Source organism: Sneathiella glossodoripedis JCM 23214, assembly GCF_000616095.1.
GTDB classification, from domain to species: Bacteria; Pseudomonadota; Alphaproteobacteria; order Sneathiellales; family Sneathiellaceae; genus Sneathiella; species Sneathiella glossodoripedis.
On record NZ_BAMS01000002.1, the window covers coordinates 514,977 to 535,693 of the forward strand.

Sequence of the window (20,717 nt, forward strand, 5' to 3'; positions counted from 1 at the left end):
TCAGTCTCCTTCTGCGTCAGATGAACTTAATCGAGCAATTCGATGCTGTAATTTTCAATTACGGTATTGGCGAGCAATTGTGTACACATGCGCTCCACCTCGCTGGCGGCGTTTTCCTTGGCAATATCTCCCAGATCCAGCTCAATAATCTTTCCTTGCCGGACATCATTGACGCCATCAAACCCCAAACCATGCAACGCATGTTCGATCGCCTTTCCTTGCGGATCGAGTACACCATTTTTTAAAGAGATTGTTACGCGAGCTTTCATAGACTTAAACCTTGAGTATTTTGGTCAAGAAAAAAGGCGCAGAATTTGCGCCTTTACATTTATTGCATTGAATTCGACCCTTTAAGGTCGTTAGGGCCACCCTCTGGCATGATGCCCAGGCGCTTTGCAACTTCCTGATAGGCATCTTCGACACCACCCAGGTCTCTGCGGAACCTGTCTTTGTCGAGCTTTTCATTGGTCGCGATGTCCCACAGACGGCAGTTGTCCGGACTGATTTCGTCAGCCAGAATAATCTGCATTTCATCTCCGTCGAAATAACGGCCAAATTCCAGTTTGAAATCGATAAGGCGAATACCTATCGCCGTGAAAAGACCACACAGGAAATCATTAATACGCAATGTCATGGACATTATTTCATCCAATTCCTGCGAAGAGGCCCAGCCAAAGGCGGTAATATGTTCTTCTGAAACCAGTGGATCATTCAGATCATCAGACTTGAAACAGTATTCCACAAGCGTACGGGGCATCGGTTGCCCTTCCGTCAATCCCAGCCGTGTACAGATAGAGCCGGCGGCAACATTGCGAACAATGACCTCAACCGGAATAATCTCTACTTCCTTGATGAGCTGTTCACGCATATTCAGCCGACGGATGAAGTGATTTGGGATTCCCATTTCACCAATTCGGCTCATAAGATGTTCGGAAATACGGTTATTTAAAACGCCTTTGCCTGTCACAGTGGATTTTTTCACACCGTTAAATGCAGTTGCATCGTCTTTAAAATACTGAACGAGAGTACCGGGTTCAGGGCCTTCAAAAAGAACCTTAGCCTTGCCTTCGTAGACTCGTCTACGGCGGGTCATGGATGTCACTCCAACTGTTAGACCAAATGCTGGATTGGTCGTCGCTAAAAGTTAAACGAATGAGAGGACTTGTGCATCTTTATCAGGCATTTCATCCCAATTCGCTGGCAGAAGCAGACCGGGCTGCTTAATTTCAAGCGGAACATAGTTCAGATGTCATTCAAACACAACTCTTCCTATGTATTTGTGCAATAAAAATTTAAAAAATTCTTGTCGCTTGACGCTGCCACAATCATGTTAAATATATAGCATATTGAAAACGCTCACATTTGGGTGCAGCAAGCGGTAACTTAAAGGATCAGAAGATGGCTGGTATTGAAGATCGTGGCAAAGCCAATGAAAACAAATTTGCACATGACAGTGAACTTGAATTCAAGGCAAATGCCCGGCGCAACAAATTAGTTGGTCAATGGGCCGCAAAACTAATGGGACTTGAAGGCGAAGCTGTTGATGCTTATGCCAAAGAAGTAATCGTCGCTGATCTGGAAGAAAAAGGTGATGACGACGTTTTCAGAAAGTTGCGGCGGGATTTTGACGCCAAAAATATTGAAATGTCTGATCATCGCATTCGCCGGGAAATGGATGATCTTATGGCAGTCGCCAGAGACCAGGTTCGAAACGAAGCCTGAAATGATTTGAATAATTCACAAAAAAAACCCGCTTCATCGGCGGGTTTTTTAGTGCTTTTTTCAAGGCGGTTTGAAAAGGATGCACTCAAGTTAAGCTTTCAAGATACTGCTCCTTGCTCATTCGATAAAGTTTATGAAATTGCAAGCGATGGCCATCGGGAAGTAAAGGGTGCAAAAACGTTTCATCATTGTGTTTAAACCCCAACCGTTTCATAACTGCTTGAGATCTCAGGTTTATCTCGGCAGTGAAGGTCACGATTTCATCATAACCAAGTTCATTGAAACCGTATCCTACTGCCAGTCGGCCACCTTCAGTCGCCAGTCCAAGCCCCCAATAGGGTTTCGCCAGACGCCAGCCAACCTCAAGGCATGGGCCAAATGGTAATTCAGGAGTTGGAATATTGAGCCCAACGAACCCACAGAACTCTTTCGTCTCATTCAACTCAAGTGCCCAAAAACCAAAACCGTTCTGGTCAATCTTAGTCATGATTTTTTCGGCAACTTCCAAGCTTTGATCTTCATCAAGTGTGCTTGGAAAATATTCCATAACTTCCGGATCTGCAGACATTTTTACAAAGGCAGGCAGGTCACTAGTCTGCCATTGACGCAGCGTAATCCGATCAGTGCTAAACGCTGACATGTATATTTCCCTTTAAAACAAATAACCCAAAAACAAATAACCCAGCCGGTCAGGCTGGGTTATCAAACCAGAACCGATAATGTCAGTCTTTGAAAACTCTTTTGAAAATCGTATCCACATGTTTTGTGTGATATTCAAGATCAAATACGCTTTCCAACTGCTCGTCAGTCAATGCACTGGAGACTTCTTCATCTCCTTTAAGCAATTCAAGGAAGTCAGCACCTTCGCGCCAGACAACCATCGCATTTCTTTGAACCAGACGATATGCATCTTCTCGGCTTACACCAGCTTGGGTAAGAGCCAGCAGAACCCGCTGTGAATGGATCAAACCACCCAGTTTATTCATGTTATTCATCATGTTTTCTGGGTACACCACCAACTTGTCGATCACACCTGTCAATCGGGCGAGGGCGAAATCAAGTGTAATGGTCGCATCCGGGCCAATTCCCCGTTCCACTGATGAGTGAGAGATATCTCTTTCATGCCAAAGTGCGACATTTTCCATTGCGGGTATCACAGCCATGCGAACCAGTCTGGCAAGACCTGTCAGATTTTCTGTCAGAACCGGGTTGCGCTTGTGCGGCATGGCGGATGAGCCTTTTTGCCCTGGTGAAAAATATTCTTCTGCTTCCAGAACTTCCGTGCGCTGCAGATGCCGGATCTCAACAGCAAGGCGTTCAATGGAGCTGGCGATCACGCCCAGCGTTGCAAAAAACATTGCGTGCCTGTCGCGGGGAATAACCTGAGTTGAAACCGGTTCGATTTCCAGCCCCAGTGATTTTGCGACATGTTCTTCCACATATGGGTCAATATTGGCAAAAGTTCCAACTGCTCCGGATATGGCACATGTCGCAATTTCCTTGCGGGCCTGCAATAAACGGTCCCTGTTTCTGTCAAATTCTGCATATGCCTGCGCCATCTTAAGACCAAAGGTAACCGGCTCGGCATGGATACCATGTGACCGCCCAACGCAGACGTCATTTTTATGCGCCTCTGCTTTGCGTTTGAGCGTTGCAAGCAACTCGTCCATATCTTTGAGCAGAATATCTGCAGCCTTTGTGAGCTGTACATTCAGGCATGTATCCAAAACATCTGACGACGTCATACCCTGATGAACAAAACGGGCTTCATCTCCGACGAACTCCTGCAAATTTGTCAGGAAAGCGATAACATCATGCTTGGTTTCACGTTCAATTTCATCAATACGGTCAATTTCAAAATTGCCGCGCTCCCAAACCGCCTTGGCAGCTTCTTTGGGAATAACTCCAAGTTCTGCCTGTGCGTCACAAGCGTGTGCTTCAATTTCAAACCAAATCTGGAATTTACTCTGAGGTTCCCAAATAGCGGTCATTTCCGGGCGGGCGTAGCGAGGTATCATAAGAAGTCACCTTGTTAATCACGTCAGTAGTTTGTCTGTTTCAGGAGATGAAAGGACAAAAGAAACAGTCATATGCGGCTTCTAGTAACAGAGCTTCCTTGAAATCACAACGGCTATATATAAATTTGCGGAACAGTTTCTGCACTTATAGGGTCAATCTATACGCGAATTGACAATCGACTATTTTACATTCGCTCAAAACTAGGGCATGTTTTGGTATAAGGTGAGGCGCTTTCAAAATAGAAATACTGATATGGTTACGGACAACGAGATAATCGAGGCCGTCATTTATGTATTCGCGCACAAGTCAGACGCGACAATGGATGATGTTGCCAAAGAAGCAAAAATCAGCCGGATAACGCTCAATCGAAAGTTTGGCTCAAAAGAGAAAATGATTGAACGGGCAGAGCTATACAGCATTCAGCAATTTGACAAAATTCTCAAAAAAGCAAAAGCCAGTCGCAAAAGCTCGATGGATAAATTCCTGATGGTTCTCAAGGAATATTATCGGTTTCGAAATCACTATACCTTCTGGATGCGCACCATTGTTGATGATCCGGAGGGAAACCAGAAACTGTTTTTGAAACAATTGGAAATCATTGAAAGTCTGGTTCGCGACGCGCAGGAACAGGGGCATATTCGTCAGGATCTACCCGCTGGCTGGGTCGCATCCCTTTTTGATTTTCTGATCATTGCCGCCAACTCCTCTCGAATGCGGGGAATTATAGCTGAACGTGATTTGATCAAGATCGTCTGGGAAACATTTCAATACGGCATTTCTCCTCGCCGTGCGTTCTGATCCCTAAATCAAACCCATTGAGCGCATGCTTGTACTTTCTGTGGAACTCACGATCAAATGATCATGAATGGTAATACCCAGTGCAGAAGTTGCGTTGATAATGTCTTCTGTAATTCTGATATCCGCTTTTGACGGGGAGGTATCTCCAGATGGGTGGTTATGAACGAGTATGAGAGACGTCGCCCCCAATTCCAGTGACCGTTTCACAACTTCGCGTGGATATACAGCAGCCTGATTTATGGTACCTGTCTGCTGGACTTCATCCGCGATCAGATGATTTCGGTTGTTCAGAAACAGAATTCTGAAATGTTCGATTTCTTTCCGCCCCATTGTCCCTTGGCAATATTCCAAAAGCGCTTGCCAGGAGCCTAAAACATTTCTTTTCTCAATCTTTGATCTCAACAGGGCTTCGCCCAAAGTTTCTGCGACCCGAATGGTTGCTATTACCGAGTCGCCCACGCCCGGTATTTCTCTGAGCTTTTCATTGCGCGTCGCCAGAACGCCACCAAGTGTTTTAAATTTTTTGAGTAATAATTTGGCAAGGGGCTTTGTATCTTTTCTGGGAGAGGCCGCAAAAAGTAACATTTCCAGCAGTTCATAATCAGCAAGAGAGTCGCCACCATAGGCCAGAACCCTTTGCCGCATTCTCTCCCGATGACCGGAGGGCTTTACCGCGATATCTGAATCTTCAACAAACAGTAAGCTCGTCGATTCTGTTGTTGTCGAAAAAGTAGTATTTTTTAAATTTTGAAACTGGGGTGATTGCTCTTCACTGACTTGAGAAGTTAAAACGCTGTCCTGCTTTGCGGTTTTCTCATCAGATGTCATAGGGTGGGCAATTCAATCCTTTGGGTGACAATGTGAAAATTTCATATCCGGTTTTTGTAACGCCCAGTGAATGCTCAAACTGAGCGGAGAGGGATCTGTCTTTTGTGACAGCGGTCCAGCCATCTTCAAGCACTTTGACTTGCCATTTCCCTAAATTGATCATGGGTTCAATGGTAAAAATCATACCTTCACGAAGCTCAACACCTTCGCCGGGCTTGCCATAATGGACAATATTCGGAACGTCGTGAAAAACCTGCCCAAGGCCATGGCCACAAAAATCTCTAACCACAGAGCATCTGTTTTTTTCCGCAAATGACTGGATGGCATGTCCGATATCACCCGTTGTAGCACCGGGTTTCACCACTTCGATCCCACGCATCAGACATTCATAGGTAATATCGATAAGTCTTTTGGCCTTAACATTTGGTTTGCCAGCCACATACATCCGACTGGTGTCACCATGCCAGCCATCAACGATAGGTGTGACATCAATGTTAATAATGTCGCCTTCTTTCAGCTTCTTGGGGCCGGGGATACCATGACACACCACATGATTAACCGATGTACAAATGGATTTGCTGAACCCTCTATATCCCAAAGGAGCGCAAATGCCTCCGCGTTCGGTGATGAAATCATGGCACAGCGTGTTAAGCTCTTCAGTAGTGACGCCCGGCACAACATGTTCGGTGATCATATCAAGCGTTTCCGCAGCCAATTGACCAGCTTTGCGCATTCCTTCAAAGCCTTCTTCGCCATGAAGTTTGATTACGCCTGTGTTTTCAACTGGTGTCTCGTAACTGCTTTTATATTTCATTCGCTCAATCTTGTTCATTAAAAACTTTATATACCAGCCACTTAAATGTGAAAAGCCAATTCAAATTATGTTATTATTTGAACCAGTTTATGGACTGCAATTTCGTCGGCAGAAAGTTTGCAATCATAACATATGACTTCAACTCCGCTTTTCTGTGCCTTCTTTAAGGCATCGCTGTAGGTGGGGTCAATATCACCAGCTATTTTAAATTGGGTGCTGTCATCGCGCTGTACAAGGTAAAACATCACTGCGCGATGTCCCTGATTTACCATTTCGGACAATTCCTGCAAATGCTTTGTGCCGCGTGATGTTACCGCGTCAGGAAATTCGGCGCACCCTTCTTCTCTAAGCAGGGTAACGTTCTTGACCTCCACATAGCATTTTTCCCCGCTCGACTTTTCAAGCAGAATATCAATTCGCGAATTCTGACCATATTTTACCTCTGGCCGTAAATTGTCATAGCCCGTCAATTCGGGGATCTGTCCGGCACTAATTGCTTCTGCCACGATTTTATTGGGATGGGATGTATTGATCCCCACAAGCGCTGATCCGGTATCAACCAGCTCCCATGAATATTTCAGCTTTCGTTTCGGATTATCTGACTGAGATAGATAAACGCCGTAACCCGGCTCTTTAAGTCCCATCATTGATCCGGAATTGGCGCAATGCGCAGTCACCACTTCTCCATTTTCCAGTTCAATATCTGACAAAAACCGTTTGTATCTCTTGATCAGGGTTCCTTTAATCAGCGGCGAGGGGAACTTCATTGGGCATGCTTTCGATTTTCTTTGACTGAACCAGTATAATCTTCAAATATTCGGGTTACATATATGAAGATTGCCTATAACTGTTCAGAACAATAATAACTTCACTGGTGAAGCGCAAATGACGACCGACACGAATTCTGAAAAAGAAATTGTAACTGCTGCAATGATAGTCATCGGGGATGAAATACTCTCTGGCAGAACCCAGGACAAAAATGTCGCGCATGTAGCATTAAAATTATCCGAAGTCGGGATACAGCTGCGAGAGGTGCGTGTCATTCCGGATGTCGAGAGTGAAATTATCGATGCGGTCAATCATTGCCGCGAAAAATATAACTATGTATTCACCAGCGGGGGGATTGGCCCCACTCATGACGATATAACGGCCGATTCTATTGCGCGGACTTTTAATGTGTCGATTGACTACCATCCAGAAGCTATGGAGATCCTTACCCGCCACTATGAAACATCCGGCATCGAATTTAATGAGGCGCGCAAACGGATGGCGCGTATTCCTGACACAGCCACGCTGATCGACAACCCGGTTAGCAAGGCACCGGGATTTCAGATTGGCAATGTGTTTGTGATGGCCGGGGTGCCTATGATCATGCAGGCGATGATGGAAAGTATTCTGCCGACTTTGACGGGCGGTGCAAAAATGCACAGCAGAACCATCGGCGCGGCACTCCCAGAGGGAAAAGTGGCAAAAGATCTTGGCGAATTGCAGGTAAAATACCCTGATGTTTCAATGGGATCATATCCTTACTTCAAACAGGGAAAAGTCGGAACAAATCTGGTGCTTCGCTCCATTTTCACCGACCAGTTGAATACCGCGCATGCGGAATTAATGGCAATCCTGGAAAAACAGGGGGCAGAGATTCTGCAAAGCGAATAACCAAATATAACAAGGGGACAACCCATGGAAACATTCCCGAACTTGCTAACAAAAACAACAACTGATCGGGGTGAGAAACTTGCAATTTATGACCGGGGGCGGGAGCTAACCTATTCCCAATTCAGACAGCGGAGCCTCCAGCTTGCTGCGGGGCTTTCACGGCAGGGAATAGGCCTTGGAGACAGGGTTGCGATATGGTTGCCCAACTGCGCCGCTTATTTGGAGTATTTCGCAGCTTGTGCACATATGGGTGCAACGGTTATCTCCCTGAATACAAAATTTCGCTCCTCTGAAATCGAAGATATTCTGCATCGCTCAAAATCCCGGGCACTTGTCTTCTGGCCCGATTTTAAAGGAATTGATTTTCAGGGCATCCTCAATGAAGTGCCTGTCGATAAGCTTGACGCCCTTGACCTGATTGTTTGCTACACAGAATCTGTAAACGATAAGGCCAAGCAGCCTCAAATACCTGGCTGTCAAAACGTAGTGCTCTCTGATGACTTGTATGAGGATGAGGTAATGCCATCCAGTGTCAGCACCGCAGATACAGGGCTGGTCGTCTTCACCACCAGCGGTACGACCGGTAAGCCTAAATTTGTGCTGCATACCCATAAAAGCATAACAGCGCATGCAATTGATGTTGCCAACCGTTTTGGTTATGCGGGGCGCGAGACCCGACTGCTACAGGTAAATCCTCTCTGCGGTACATTTGGGCTCACACAGGCAATAGCAGGCTTTGCAGGGGGTGGTAGCGTTTATTGTCTTCCTGTGTTTGATGCAGAAGCCGCCGCCGCATTGATACAGGAAGCCCGTATAACGGATATAAATGGCTCTGACGACATGTATGCGATGTTGTTAAACGCCCGCGATGAGGCGATACCCTATCCCAGCATCATCAATGCAGGGTTCGCGGCATTCAATCCCTCACTTGGGAATCTGGTAGAAGATGCTGACAGGCGCGGTCTGAAACTGGTGGGCCTGTGGGGAATGAGTGAGGTTCAGGCTTTCACAGCCCATCAATTGGTCGCTGATCCGGTTGAGCTTCGAAAACAGGCAGGGGGCTATCTGCTTTCTGATGACGCGAAAATACGCGTTGTAGATCCCGAAACCAGTGCACAGCTTAGATTTGGTGATATGGGGGAGCTTGAAATATCCTGCCCCGGACAAATGGCAGAATATCTGGATAATCCGGATGCGACCGCAAAAACTGTCACTCCAGATGGATATGTTAAAACCGGTGATTTGGTAATTCAGCATGATGAGAGGAAATTTACATTTCTCTCTCGCATGGGGGATACGCTCCGTTTGGGCGGATATTTAACGGACCCTGTTGAAATCGAAAATGTCCTTAATCAGTATCCAGGAATCGCCAAATCGCAGGTTGTGGGTGTTGATACAGATAAAGGGACCAAAGCCTTTGCATTTGTTGTTCCGCGTGCCGCAGCCAATCTCAATAAAGAGGATCTGGAGGCCCATTGCCGTGATCATCTGGCAAGCTATAAAATTCCGATCGACTATTTTGTGCTGGAAGACTTTCCCGTCACGCAAAGTGCAAATGGGGTGAAAATTCAACGGGCACGCCTTAGGGAAATAGCGATCAGCCATTACCAAAAAACACTCGCCTAATAATAAAAGTGCCGATCTGGAAAAAATTGGTGTGACGTAAATTTCCTACTTGTATCCAATGGCGACAATCAGTAGGTTAGCCGTCGCTGCCCTCATGGTGAAATTGGTAAACACAGTAGACTTAAAATCTGCCGCTCGTAAGGGCTTCCCGGTTCAAGTCCGGGTGAGGGCACCACAGCAGCTTATCTCCCCCCATATTTTCCTTTGAAACAAAGTATGCTCGCGCATTAACTGATGCTGTTTATGAACGCATCGAAAACGTCTGTGCGACATTGCAGAAGCTACTTGGCGCTTGCAAGCTTATATCAATTTTAAGGGTGAAGATATTTCAGGGGAGAGAGCTATATCTGATTATATGCAAAAATGGTGAGCCCGACAGGATTCGAACCTGTGACCCACTGATTAAAAGTCAGTTGCTCTACCAACTGAGCTACGGGCCCACACTAATTTTGATCGCTATCTGCTGCGCGGTTTGTTGCGCTACATCGTCGCGATGCGGCTGCAACATAGGGGGGTCTTTCTGATTGGTCAAGCCGCTTTTTTACATTTTTTTTTCCTGCACAATTTTTCTTTAATCCCCAAGCTGTGCTATAGAAAAAATTAACGATAATTCAGAGGGGTTACAGCCCTTCTATGACCTTCGATTTATGGAGAATATTTAACATGAAACTCACCCATGCCCTGCGACGATTACTGGCAGTTCTGATTGTCAGTCTGTTCGCTTTACCGGCAAGTGCCGCGGATCTGGACCCTGAAAACACTTTGTATCTGGATTTGAAATACGGTCGGGTTGTTATCGAGCTTTACCCGCGTGTTGCACCAAATCACGTCAAGCGGATTAAGGAGCTGACCCGCCAGAAATTTTATGATGGGCTGAAATTCCATCGTGTGATAGACGGTTTTATGGCGCAAACCGGTGATCCGCTTGGTAATGGGACAGGGGGCTCAGGTAAAAAACTTCGGGCGGAATTTTCAAATATTCCCCATGATCGCGGTATCGTCTCCATGGCGCGCGCCAATAACCCAAATAGTGCGGACAGCCAGTTCTTCATCGTGTTTGAAAATTCCAGCTTTCTGGACGGTAAATATACCGTTTTTGGAAAAGTCGTAGAAGGTATGGAATATGTGGATCAGATTAAAAGGGGCTATGGCAGAAGTGGAACCGTCCGCAACCCTGATACGATCCTCAGCCTGCGCGTAATGGCTGACGTTAAATAGCAGTTGGCAAATAAAAACCCGGAAGAGAGATCTTCCGGGTTTTTATCAGTCCGAATTGGGTGACTAAAGCTGCTATCAGATGCAACGACCGCCATCAACTTCCAAAGCCACACCTGTGATAAAGGCAGCCTCGTCAGATGCCAGATACAACGCCGCATTGGCAAGGTCACGCGGGGTATTCACACGTCCGATAGGGATCGTTGACTGGAATTTTTCCCGAATTTCAGGAGTATCTTCGCCCCCCATAAATTCAACGGCCATATTTGTCAGTGCAAATACCGGGCAAAGCGCATTTACGCGCACCTGATTTGGTGCAAGCTCAATCGCCATTGATTTTGACATGGTAAGCACGGCACCTTTACTTGAGTTGTACCATACAAGGCCCGGGCGGGGGCTCAAAGCTGCGGTAGAGGCGATATTGATGATACTGCCGCCGCCTTGTTCAAGCATAACCGGAACAATAGCTTTGCTGGTGCGAAAAATACTTTTCACATTCACATCATAAATACGATCGAAAGTCTCTTCATCTGTATCGAGCATGGAGCCATTTCGCTGTGGCATACCTGCGTTATTCACAAGGATATCAATACGCCCGAAACTGCTCAGCGCATTGTCCTTCATGGCCATGACGTCGTCATTGCTTGTCACATCCGTTTTATCGGCAATGACAGTTCCGCCGCTTGCATTAATGGCATCTGCCACTTTTTGAGCGGCTTCAATATTAACGTCACTGACAACAATTTTTGCACCTTCTTCGGCAAAACGTGTTGCCATGCCTTCACCAAATCCGGCACCTGCGCCCGTAATAACGGCCACTTTATTTTCGAGTCTCACGATCTTCTCCCTTAAAAAGCTTAATTGGGGCATTGCCTACCTGAGTAGAGGCTTAATTGATTTGCTTCAAACAATAAGTGGAAGAGATATGTAAATCAAGCAGCAGAAAGCTCTACCCGATCACTGGGCAGGTGAATAGTAACTGTTGTTCCAGATCCATATTGGCTGCTGATTTCAAGGCTGCCGCCATGAAGTTCCATCAAATTCTTGGAAAGGGGTAATCCAAGGCCAGTGCCTTCATATTTTCGGTTGAGCTCACTATCAACCTGAACAAAGGGTGTCAGGGCTTTGTGAATATCCTCTTCGCGAATTCCGATGCCCGTATCCTCAACAGAAAGGGATAAATTCCCCTCTGGCCCGACGACACAGGACAACGTTATCTTGCCGCCTTGCGGGGTAAATTTTATGGCGTTCGACAACAGGTTAAGAATAACCTGCTTGATCATCTTGCTGTCGGCAACAATACGGGGCAATAGCGCGTTCAGGTTTGAGACAATGGTTACTTCTGCTTTTTCCCGTTGCGGATCTGTCAGGCGAATACATTCTTCGACAAGGGCATTGATGCTCAAGCGTTCTTCAAAAATTTCCTGCGCACCCGCTTCAATTTTGGATAGATCCAGAATTTCATTAATGAGATCAAGAAGATGCACGCCGCTATTGTGAATATCTTCAGCATATTCAATATATTTCTGTGAGCCGATTTTACCGTAAATCTCGTTCTTGATGATTTCGGAAAAACCAATCACCGCATTCAGCGGGGTTCGCAGCTCATGGCTCATATTGGCAAGGAATGTTCCTTTTAGCTGAGCTGCAGATTCTGCTTCTTCTTTTGCCTTCTCCAGCAATTCCTGAGCCTGTGTCTGCGCCGATATGTCTCGCGCGATTAGTTGCATGACTGGCCGATCACCGTAGAGTAGGGCGGTTGCCTCCAGTTCTACATTTTTTCGGTTGCCAATATGCCCGATGACCTGACTGCGTTTTGTGGGCACAATCTGACCTGGTTGCAAGTGATCTGCGGGACCAAAATGATCTTCCAGCAATTCGTGATCAGAAACGGGGAAATATTTCTGAATTTTGTCGCCAACAATTGAATGAAGGTCTTTTGATTCGAGCAACTTGATAGCCGCCGCATTGGCATAGATAATAATGCCATCTTTATGTACCAAGATGGCATCCGGCGACAGCTCAACCATTTTGCGATAGCGGTTTTCACTCTCTTTGAGGAGCTGTTGAGTTGCTTTTTCCAAGGTGACATCATTAAAGGTGCAGACATAACCACCATCGGGAAGGCCTGTCCGTGAAATTTCAACGATTTTGCCGCTTACAAATTTACGTTCTACAACAACCGAACGTGTGACCTTGGTTTGCTCTATGACAGACTTGGCAAACTCTTCAGCCGAGTCCCCAACATCCGCGAATTTATGAAACCCGCGCTTAAGATGATCCGCAAGATGCATTCCTTTAGAAACAGTGCCAGGGTCAATTTCCATAACTTCGATATATTTCTCATTCCAACCCCGAATTTTATGATCTGCATCATAAATACAAATTCCGATTGGAATAGCGTCATAAACGGCGCTCAGCATGGAATGGGCTTCAAACAGTTCCTGCTGGTTCAGAACATCTTTTGTCACTTCTTTGATGATCGAAACCAAGCCACCGCCGCGCGTCGTCTTCTCGCGATACATCACATGCCGGTCGTTAGGCATATGGACTTTAATTTCTTTATTTTCAGTATTCTCAAGCCCGTCGATACTTTTCACATAGTCCATGGTGCGCTGACGTTCTTGGCTGTCACCGAACCAGCGAAGAATACTTTTCTCGAGCTCTTCTCTGGTTACGTCATCTTTAAATTCGATCCCTGAATCTTTGAAAATTTCTTTAAGTCTGGAGTTGACCAATATGGCTTCTTTTTTATCGTTATAAACGATCAGACCTTCATCGAGCAGATTGGCAGCTTCTTTCAAATGAGTTAAAGGGGATTTTTCATCGGCCGGCTCATCCCGCACAGGCGAGCCAATGAATTTGCGAAGCATTAATAGTGCCGGAATACAGGTACATATACCAAAAAAGAAATAGGCGACCATTGGGGAGGTTTGAGTATAATACCCCCCTAAAAACAAAGCCCCCAGCAGCAAAATCATTTCAGGGAGTATTTTTTTCAATCCACCCATTTCTGTCATATTTTAATCTAACTCTATGTGCAAAACTGCACTGTAATTGACAATCAACTCCAATATCCGCATGCACTTTAAGAGATTTGAGTTAAGGATTGGTTATTGCGAGATACTTGATTACCAAAAACCAATTCACAAATTCAGTTGCTATAATTACCAGTTGGCCCCATTTATACAGGGGCGCAGATAACCTAAATCGAGTCATAAATGACAAACAAACCAAATCCGGATAATACAAATAACGAAGAGCAGTCAGGTATAAAGACACTTGTAGAACCAGCACCCAAAGTCGGGCTTCTGGCGCGTTTAAGAACGTATTTTTTAACAGGTATCGTGATTACGGCGCCCATCGGAATCACAATTTATCTGACCTATATTTTCGTAGATTTTGTCGACGCCAACGTAACGCCGTTAATCCCTGCAAGATATAATCCGGAAACTTATTTGCCCTTTAGTGTTCCGGGGTTAGGCTTGTTTGTTGCGGTTTTGGTTCTGATTCTGATCGGCTTTCTCACGGCCAACTTTTTAGGTCGCTCCTTCCTGCATTTTGGGGAGCGCATCGTCAATCGGATGCCGGTTGTTCGCACAGTCTATACTGCTCTGAAACAGATTATGGAAACGGTACTTGCCCAATCCAGCACATCTTTTAGGGAAGTCGTTCTGGTCGAATACCCACGCAGAGGAATTTGGGCCATTGCCTTTGTGACCAGCGAAGCAAAAGGTGAAGTTGCCAAACAGGATGACGATACGATTATCAGTGTTTTCCTGCCTACAACTCCCAACCCCACATCTGGATTTCTTCTGTTCGTGCCCAAGAAGGATCTGAAGTTCCTTGATATGTCAGTGGAAGAGGGGGTCAAGCTTGTGATCTCTGCGGGGATGATCTGGCCATCAGAAGAGGGTGATAAAGAAAAACAGGCAAACGAACCTTCGGTTTCCAAAAATTCAAAGGAAAAGGAAACTCTATCCTGATTGCAGATATTTAATCGCGTTATCGCGTTCAAATAAATAGAGCAGGGTGCGAATAGCCTGGCCGCGGGGTGAATTCAATTTCGGATCAGATCCCAAAAATGCGCGAGCGTCGTCCCTTGCAATCTGCACCAGTCTTCCATGAACGCTCAAATCAGCAACTTTAAACTCTGGAAGCCCGCTTTGGCGAGTTCCCAAAAGCTCTCCTGACCCTCGCAAGCGTAAGTCTTCTTCGGCAATTTTGAAGCCATCCTCAGTTTCACGCATAATTTTCAATCTGGATTTTTGTGTCTCCCCAAGCGGGCCTGCATATAATAGCAGACAACTTCCTGCCAGACCGCCACGCCCTACACGCCCTCGAAGCTGATGTAATTGGGCCAAGCCAAATCGCTCAGCATGTTCAATTATCATCACAGTTGCTTCAGGGACATCAACGCCCACCTCAATGACGGTCGTGGCAACCAGAATTTGGAAATGACCATCCTTGAATGCCTGCATGGCAGAATCTTTTTCTTCTGCTTTCATTTTGCCATGAACCAGCCCGACTTTTCCGGGGTATAGCGCTTCAAGGTAGCGATAGCGATCCTCAGCTGCGGCCAAATCACTGACTTCACTTTCCTCAACCAGTGGGCACACCCAGTAAATGCGTTCATTCACCTGTAATTTTCGTCCGAGGCTATTTGCCAGATCATCCAACCGCGCCAGATCAATTGCTCGCGTCTCCACTGGTTGCCGCCCGGGTGGTTTTTCGGCGATTACAGATACATCCATATCTCCATATGCCGTAAGGGCCAGTGTGCGTGGGATTGGTGTCGCTGTCATGACCAGTACATCAACACCATTATTTTCAGGTCTCCCTTTTGAACTGAGTGCCAAGCGCTGATGCACACCAAAACGATGCTGCTCGTCGATAATCGCAAGCCCAAGATCATGATAAATCACATCATCCTGAAACAAGGCGTGTGTCCCCACAAGAATATCAATTTCACCTGCAGCCAACCTGCTCAGCAATTCCGCTCGAGCCTTGCCTTTAAGTCGCCCAGTTAGCAGTTCGATCCTCAAACCAAGTTTTTCAACGATGGGGCCTAACGACTGTAAATGTTGTCTTACCAGAATTTCAGTCGGTGCCATCAAGGCTCCCTGCGCTCCACTTCCCACGCATTGGACAAGCGCCAGTAATGCGACAACAGTTTTTCCGCTCCCAACATCCCCCTGAAGCAAACGCAGCATCCGGTAAGGAGACTTCATATCACCAGAAATCTCTGTCATCGCCTCTCGCTGTGCTGCTGTCAGTGTAAAGGAAAGGACGTCTTCAGCCTTTCTGTTCAGTCCAGTATCCCCGGCAAGTACACGCCCCTTTTTTCGCTTCATACTCTCGCGAACAAGCTCAAGCGCGATCTGATTGGACAATATTTCATCATAAGCCAATCTTTGACGGATGGGACTTGTGGGCTCTATATCCTCTGCGCCTTGCGGTGAATGCACTGCTTTCATCGCCTGTTCCCACGACATCCATTTCTCTCTGCTCAGCAGGTGAGGATCTATCCATTCAGGTAAATCTATCACTGTATCAAGGGCTGATTTCTGCACCTTATTAAGTACATTGTTGGTAACACCTGCCGTCAATGGATAAACCGGCTCGTATCTTTCCACTTGATCCGGTGCATCAGGGTCCACCATGTGTTCTGGGTGCGTGATCTGAAAATCCTGTGAATAGCTTTCAAGTTTGCCATAGATTTTCCGGCGTTGCTCTGGCGGTAACTGTCGCTTTAAATAGTCCTCCCTGCCATTAAAGAAGGTGAGTGTCAGTTTTTGACCATTCACATCAAGCTGAACCCGATACGGAACTTTTCGGCTTCTGGAGGGAAAATGTTTAATCACCGTAGCTGTAACAATGACATGCTTCCCCAGATACTGCTCGGACAAATCCTCAATTGGATGACGTTCGATATATCCTGAAGGCAAGTGGTACAATAAATCCACGATATTAGGACCGGCCAACTTACTGAGCAGGCCAAATATGCGCGGTCCAACACCTTTGATTGTGTTGCTGGGCTTGAACAGAGGAAATAAAATTTCTGGCCGCATGAAGATCCCGGATTAAAATACCTGCGTAAAAAGGAGCATGTTCCGTTTTTTAAATCAAGCCGCTTGCAATTTCAAAAGATGGAAGCTTCCTGCTGACATCCAAAATAAAAAAAGGTATATGCAGGGTTCACCATCCGGAAAGGCCGTCATGACAACGAACGAAGATATTGCAATCCGCCGCAAAAGATTACTTCACCGGTCCAGATATACCGGGATGAAGGAAACCGATCTAATGCTCGGTCGGTTCGCAAATAAATATATCCATGATTTTTCCGCTCAAGAGCTTGATATATACGAAACTCTGCTCAAGGCAGGGGATCCTAGTATATACGCTTGGGCAGTTGGACGCGAAGAAGTTCCCGAAGAATACAACACAACTGTCATGGAAAAACTGAAAAATTTTGCCATATATGAACATGATCCGGCCCATATAGAAAAGAATGACTGATCCCCATCTTGAACATTTGTGCTCATCGCTTCTCTCAAAGGAGCGATCCAATGACTCTTTCCAGTTGGAATCCGTTCCTGAAGGGTATGACGCCTTTATACTGGGGCAGGTAGCGAAAAGCTCCAGCAAGATCTTCTCTATATCCTGCGTGAAGATGTCAGAATGGCAGCCACTGAAGAGGCACTGAACTTCTTTCATCCAGATATCGAAGTCATTTCAATTCCCGCGTGGGATTGCCTGCCTTATGACAGGGTTTCTCCAAACCCGGAAATAGTGGCGCAGCGAATGACCGCTTTGGTCAAATTGCTGAATAAAACAGATCAAAAACGGGTTGTACTGACGACCGTAAATGCGATTTTGCAGCGCGTACCTCCACGGGATATGGTGCAATCAGCCCGTGTTGTTGCCCGTAAAGGCGAAAAAATTGACCTTAAACAACTGACTGATTTTCTGGTTGCCAACGGTTTTTCGCGGATCGGAACCGTAATGGAGCCGGGCGAATTTGCCATACGCGGTGGTATTATCGACATATTCCCACCAAGCTCAAAAGACCCGGTCCGTCTAGATCTTTTTGGCGAACAGATAGATGGCATCCGCACATTTGATCCCGTATCACAACGATCAAAAGATCGTGTTGATCAAATTGAGATAATTGCAGCCAGTGAGTTTCTGCTCGATGATGATAGCGTCAGCAGATTCCGAAGCGGTTATCGCAGTCATTTTGGTGCGATTACACGCGATGACCCGTTATATGAAGCGGTTAGCGAAAAGCGCAAACATGCTGGCATGGAACACTGGCTGCCCTTATTTCATCAAAATATGGAAACCATCGCTGACTTTCTGCCCGATTCCATGATCTTCATGGATCATCTGTTTGACGAAAGTCTGCAATCTCGCCTCGAAACCATCGACGATTACTTTGACGCCCGCAAAGTCGCTTCAGACAATAAAAGTTCTGATTATCTTCCGATTCCGGCTGATCTTCTCTACCTGACCAAAGAAGAATATGAGCACCTGATCGCAACACGCTGTACGGTCCATATTTCCCCGTTTGTGAGCGGTTCCGAAAATCCGAACATCCTCAATGCACAAGGAAGGCAGGGCAGGGATTTCGCACCGGAGAGAAATCGCCCCAACGAAAATATTTACGACCATCTGAAAAGTCACATTGAAGAAAAACAAAAGAACAACCAGCAGGTAATCGTCAGTCATTTTTCAAAAGGGTCGTGCGAGCGAAACGCCAAAGTCTTAAACGATCATGGTGTCTCTGATCAGATCGTCATTGAAAATTTTCAGCATATTTCCCAAAACTCCACTCCGAAAACAGTCAAGATGACTGTATTTGGTGTTGAAAAAGGATTTGAAGCGCCCGGCTTCGTAATTATCGGTGAGCAGGACATACTGGGGGACAGGCTTGTACGTCCCCGCAAATCTTCGCGTAAGAATGATAATTTTATAGCTGAAGCCTCTCAGTTAAATGCTGGCGATTATGTGGTTCATGTTGAACATGGCATTGCGCAGTATGAAGGGCTGAAAACAATTGATATTTCTGGCGCACCTCATGATTGCGTGACCCTTCTTTATGATGGGGGCGACAAGATATATCTGCCTGTGGAAAATATCGAAATGCTCTCGCGTTATGGCGGGGCGGATAGCGCTGCAACTCTTGATCGCCTCGGCGGGTCGGGTTGGCAGGCACGCAAAGCCAAGCTCAAGAAAAAAGTTCTGGAGATGGCCGATCAACTCATAGGTATCGCGGCTGCCCGGCAATTACGCTCTGGTTTTCGTCTTGTCCCGCCTGAGGGAGCCTATGCCGAATTTTGCGCAGGTTTCCCTTTTGAGGAAACTGACGACCAGCTCAAGGCAATCGACGATGTGTTGGGGGACCTAAGTTCCGGTAAGCCCATGGATCGGCTTGTTTGTGGTGACGTGGGCTTTGGTAAAACAGAAGTTGCCCTGCGGGCCGCCTTTGTGACCGCCATGTCTGGAAAACAGGTTGCCATTGTAACGCCTACGACTTTGTTGGCTCGTCAGCATTACAAAACCTTCGCAGAACGCTTTAAAGGTCTGCCAGTAAACGTGGTGCAGTTATCCCGTATGGTAAGCACAAAAGAAGCCAACCAATCCAAGGCGGGGCTTGCAAGCGGGCAGGTTGATATTGTGGTGGGAACCCATGCATTGCTTGGAAAATCCATCAATTTTAAAGATCTGGGTCTGGTCATCGTCGATGAGGAGCAGCATTTTGGTGTTGCCCATAAAGAAAGGCTCAAAGAACTCCGTGCGGAGCTTCATGTACTGACCCTGACTGCAACGCCAATTCCCAGAACGTTGCAACTCGCCATGACCGGCATTCGCGATTTGTCAATTATTGCAACTCCTCCGGTTGATCGGCTTGCGATCAGAACCTTTGTTCTGCCTTTTGATCCTGTTGTGGTTCGTGAGGCCATTTTGCGCGAGCATTACCGCGGTGGGCAGAGCTTCTTTGTCTGTCCAAGGCTAGCTGATCTGGCAGAAGTCGGTAAATATCTCAAAGAACAAATTCCGGAAGTCAAATTTGTAACGGCACATGGTCAAATGCCGGCCAAAGAGCTTGATGACGTCATGAACGCATTTTATGACGGGAAATATGATGTTCTAGTCGCTACCAATATTGTCGAGTCCGGACTTGATATCCCTCGGGCCAATACGCTGATTACCTATCGTGCAGATATGTTCGGTCTGGCTCAGCTTTATCAGATCAGAGGGCGTATTGGGCGCTCCAAGACCCGTGCCTACGCCTATCTCACATTACCACCGCGTAAAAAGCCTACGGAAGCCGCTGAAAAACGTCTGCGGGTATTGCAATCTCTGGATACCCTTGGCGCCGGTTTCACACTTGCCAGTCATGATCTGGATATCCGCGGGGCGGGGAACCTGCTGGGTGACGAACAGTCTGGACATGTGAAAGAAGTCGGCTTCGAACTGTATCAGGAAATGCTCGAAGAAGCGGTTGCCAACGCAAGAAACGCTGGCGATGATACGGCTCAAGAGGCAGAAGATAAATGGTCACCAACGATCAATATTGGAACATCGGTCCTTATTCCGGACACCTATGTTAGTGATCTTTCTTTGCGAATGGAGCTTTACCGACGCATTGCCATTCAGGAAACAGAGGAAGAACTTGAAGCCTTTGAAGTCGACTGGTGGATCGATTTGGCCCGATGCCGGATGAAGTGAAACATCTTCTTGAAGTCATGAGCATCAAACAATACTGCAGGCAAGCCAATATCGAGAAAATCGATGCCGGCGCCAAGGGGGCCGTATTAACTTTCAGAAATAACAGCTTTGACAACCCCGGCGGTCTGGTTGCCTACATTTCCAAGCAACCGGGTTCAGCCAAGCTCCGCGCTGATCACAAGATGGTTTACACCCGCTCTTGGGAGCATCCTGAAGATCGCCTGTCAGGCGTGCATACACTGGCGCGTGATCTGGCAGCGATCGCAGCCACTCCCTAAAATCACCCAATGTTGACCTATTT

At 46.5% G+C, this 20,717-nt stretch carries 18 protein-coding genes, 2 tRNA genes and 1 pseudogene; 10 read left to right on the forward strand and 11 right to left on the reverse strand.

Annotation, left to right across the window (positions count from 1 at the left end; all coding sequences use genetic code 11):
- Positions 1 to 26: 26 nt before the first annotated feature.
- On the reverse strand, positions 27 to 269 hold the full coding sequence (gene purS, locus JCM23214_RS10595) for a phosphoribosylformylglycinamidine synthase subunit PurS (RefSeq protein ID WP_025898926.1): 243 nt from the start codon (positions 267 to 269) through the stop codon (positions 27 to 29).
- Positions 270 to 328: 59 nt separating this feature from the next.
- Positions 329 to 1,093 (reverse strand): phosphoribosylaminoimidazolesuccinocarboxamide synthase, encoded by a 765-nt coding sequence (gene purC, locus JCM23214_RS10600; protein ID WP_025898927.1) that lies wholly within the window; start codon positions 1,091 to 1,093, stop codon positions 329 to 331.
- Positions 1,094 to 1,095: 2 nt separating this feature from the next.
- Here purC and JCM23214_RS25975 point away from each other — a divergent pair, with 2 nt between their 5' ends.
- The gene (locus tag JCM23214_RS25975; RefSeq protein ID WP_267879402.1) at positions 1,096 to 1,224 is read left to right on the forward strand and encodes a hypothetical protein; all 129 of its coding nucleotides are present in this window, start codon (positions 1,096 to 1,098) and stop codon (positions 1,222 to 1,224) included.
- A 174-nt stretch (positions 1,225 to 1,398) separates the two neighbouring features.
- A complete protein-coding gene (locus JCM23214_RS10605; RefSeq protein ID WP_025898928.1) occupies positions 1,399 to 1,722 on the forward strand; it encodes a DUF1476 domain-containing protein in 324 nt (107 codons plus the stop codon).
- A gap of 85 nt (positions 1,723 to 1,807) precedes the next feature.
- Here the strand turns inward: JCM23214_RS10605 and JCM23214_RS10610 are convergent, their stop codons facing one another.
- The gene (locus JCM23214_RS10610; protein ID WP_025898929.1) at positions 1,808 to 2,362 is read right to left on the reverse strand and encodes a GNAT family N-acetyltransferase; all 555 of its coding nucleotides are present in this window, start codon (positions 2,360 to 2,362) and stop codon (positions 1,808 to 1,810) included.
- 82 nt (positions 2,363 to 2,444) lie between these two features.
- On the reverse strand, positions 2,445 to 3,740 hold the full coding sequence (gene purB, locus JCM23214_RS10615) for an adenylosuccinate lyase (RefSeq protein WP_025898930.1): 1,296 nt from the start codon (positions 3,738 to 3,740) through the stop codon (positions 2,445 to 2,447).
- Between the two features lie 253 nt (positions 3,741 to 3,993).
- Here purB and JCM23214_RS10620 point away from each other — a divergent pair, with 253 nt between their 5' ends.
- Positions 3,994 to 4,539, forward strand: a complete 546-nt coding sequence (locus tag JCM23214_RS10620; protein ID WP_159104341.1) for a TetR/AcrR family transcriptional regulator — start codon at positions 3,994 to 3,996, stop codon at positions 4,537 to 4,539.
- 3 nt (positions 4,540 to 4,542) lie between these two features.
- Here the strand turns inward: JCM23214_RS10620 and radC are convergent, their stop codons facing one another.
- The 3 genes from radC to sfsA all read right to left on the reverse strand — a co-directional run bounded on the left by radC (position 4,543) and on the right by sfsA (position 6,948).
- Positions 4,543 to 5,367 (reverse strand): RadC family protein, encoded by an 825-nt coding sequence (radC, locus tag JCM23214_RS10625; RefSeq protein ID WP_025898932.1) that lies wholly within the window; start codon positions 5,365 to 5,367, stop codon positions 4,543 to 4,545.
- Positions 5,357 to 6,181 (reverse strand): type I methionyl aminopeptidase, encoded by an 825-nt coding sequence (gene map / locus JCM23214_RS10630; RefSeq protein WP_025898933.1) that lies wholly within the window; start codon positions 6,179 to 6,181, stop codon positions 5,357 to 5,359. Before map ends, radC begins: the two co-directional genes overlap by 11 nt.
- 65 nt (positions 6,182 to 6,246) lie before the next feature.
- Entirely contained in the window at positions 6,247 to 6,948 is a 702-nt protein-coding gene (gene sfsA / locus JCM23214_RS10635) for a DNA/RNA nuclease SfsA (RefSeq protein ID WP_025898934.1), read from the reverse strand.
- 118 nt (positions 6,949 to 7,066) lie between these two features.
- Between sfsA and JCM23214_RS10640 the strand changes: the two genes are divergently transcribed.
- From JCM23214_RS10640 to JCM23214_RS10650, 3 genes are all read left to right on the forward strand, one after another.
- On the forward strand, positions 7,067 to 7,840 hold the full coding sequence (locus tag JCM23214_RS10640) for a competence/damage-inducible protein A (protein WP_025898935.1): 774 nt from the start codon (positions 7,067 to 7,069) through the stop codon (positions 7,838 to 7,840).
- Positions 7,841 to 7,864: 24 nt separating this feature from the next.
- Positions 7,865 to 9,466, forward strand: coding sequence for an AMP-binding protein (locus JCM23214_RS10645; RefSeq protein WP_025898936.1), 1,602 nt, complete (start codon positions 7,865 to 7,867; stop codon positions 9,464 to 9,466).
- Positions 9,467 to 9,554: 88 nt separating this feature from the next.
- A tRNA-Leu gene (locus tag JCM23214_RS10650) sits at positions 9,555 to 9,641 on the forward strand.
- A gap of 189 nt (positions 9,642 to 9,830) precedes the next feature.
- On the opposite strand, the gene JCM23214_RS10655 is transcribed toward JCM23214_RS10650, so the two are convergent.
- A tRNA-Lys gene (locus JCM23214_RS10655) sits at positions 9,831 to 9,906 on the reverse strand.
- Between the two features lie 223 nt (positions 9,907 to 10,129).
- On the opposite strand from JCM23214_RS10655, the gene JCM23214_RS10660 reads away from it, so the two are divergent.
- On the forward strand, positions 10,130 to 10,684 hold the full coding sequence (locus JCM23214_RS10660) for a peptidylprolyl isomerase (protein WP_084264739.1): 555 nt from the start codon (positions 10,130 to 10,132) through the stop codon (positions 10,682 to 10,684).
- A 75-nt stretch (positions 10,685 to 10,759) separates the two neighbouring features.
- On the opposite strand, the gene JCM23214_RS10665 is transcribed toward JCM23214_RS10660, so the two are convergent.
- Entirely contained in the window at positions 10,760 to 11,518 is a 759-nt protein-coding gene (locus JCM23214_RS10665) for a glucose 1-dehydrogenase (RefSeq protein ID WP_025898938.1), read from the reverse strand.
- A gap of 95 nt (positions 11,519 to 11,613) precedes the next feature.
- Positions 11,614 to 13,701, reverse strand: a complete 2,088-nt coding sequence (locus tag JCM23214_RS22465; RefSeq protein WP_084264744.1) for a sensor histidine kinase — start codon at positions 13,699 to 13,701, stop codon at positions 11,614 to 11,616.
- Positions 13,702 to 13,902: 201 nt separating this feature from the next.
- Here JCM23214_RS22465 and JCM23214_RS20280 point away from each other — a divergent pair, with 201 nt between their 5' ends.
- Entirely contained in the window at positions 13,903 to 14,667 is a 765-nt protein-coding gene (locus JCM23214_RS20280) for a DUF502 domain-containing protein (protein ID WP_025898940.1), read from the forward strand.
- On the opposite strand, the gene recG is transcribed toward JCM23214_RS20280, so the two are convergent.
- Complete coding sequence (recG, locus tag JCM23214_RS10680) at positions 14,659 to 16,752, reverse strand: ATP-dependent DNA helicase RecG (RefSeq protein ID WP_025898941.1); 2,094 nt, start codon at positions 16,750 to 16,752, stop codon at positions 14,659 to 14,661. The genes JCM23214_RS20280 and recG overlap by 9 nt on opposite strands.
- A gap of 148 nt (positions 16,753 to 16,900) precedes the next feature.
- On the opposite strand from recG, the gene JCM23214_RS20285 reads away from it, so the two are divergent.
- A complete protein-coding gene (locus JCM23214_RS20285; protein WP_037493473.1) occupies positions 16,901 to 17,200 on the forward strand; it encodes an FAD assembly factor SdhE in 300 nt (99 codons plus the stop codon).
- Between the two features lie 381 nt (positions 17,201 to 17,581).
- A pseudogene (mfd, locus tag JCM23214_RS20290) lies at positions 17,582 to 20,694 on the forward strand (transcription-repair coupling factor).
- Positions 20,695 to 20,717: the final 23 nt, after the last annotated feature.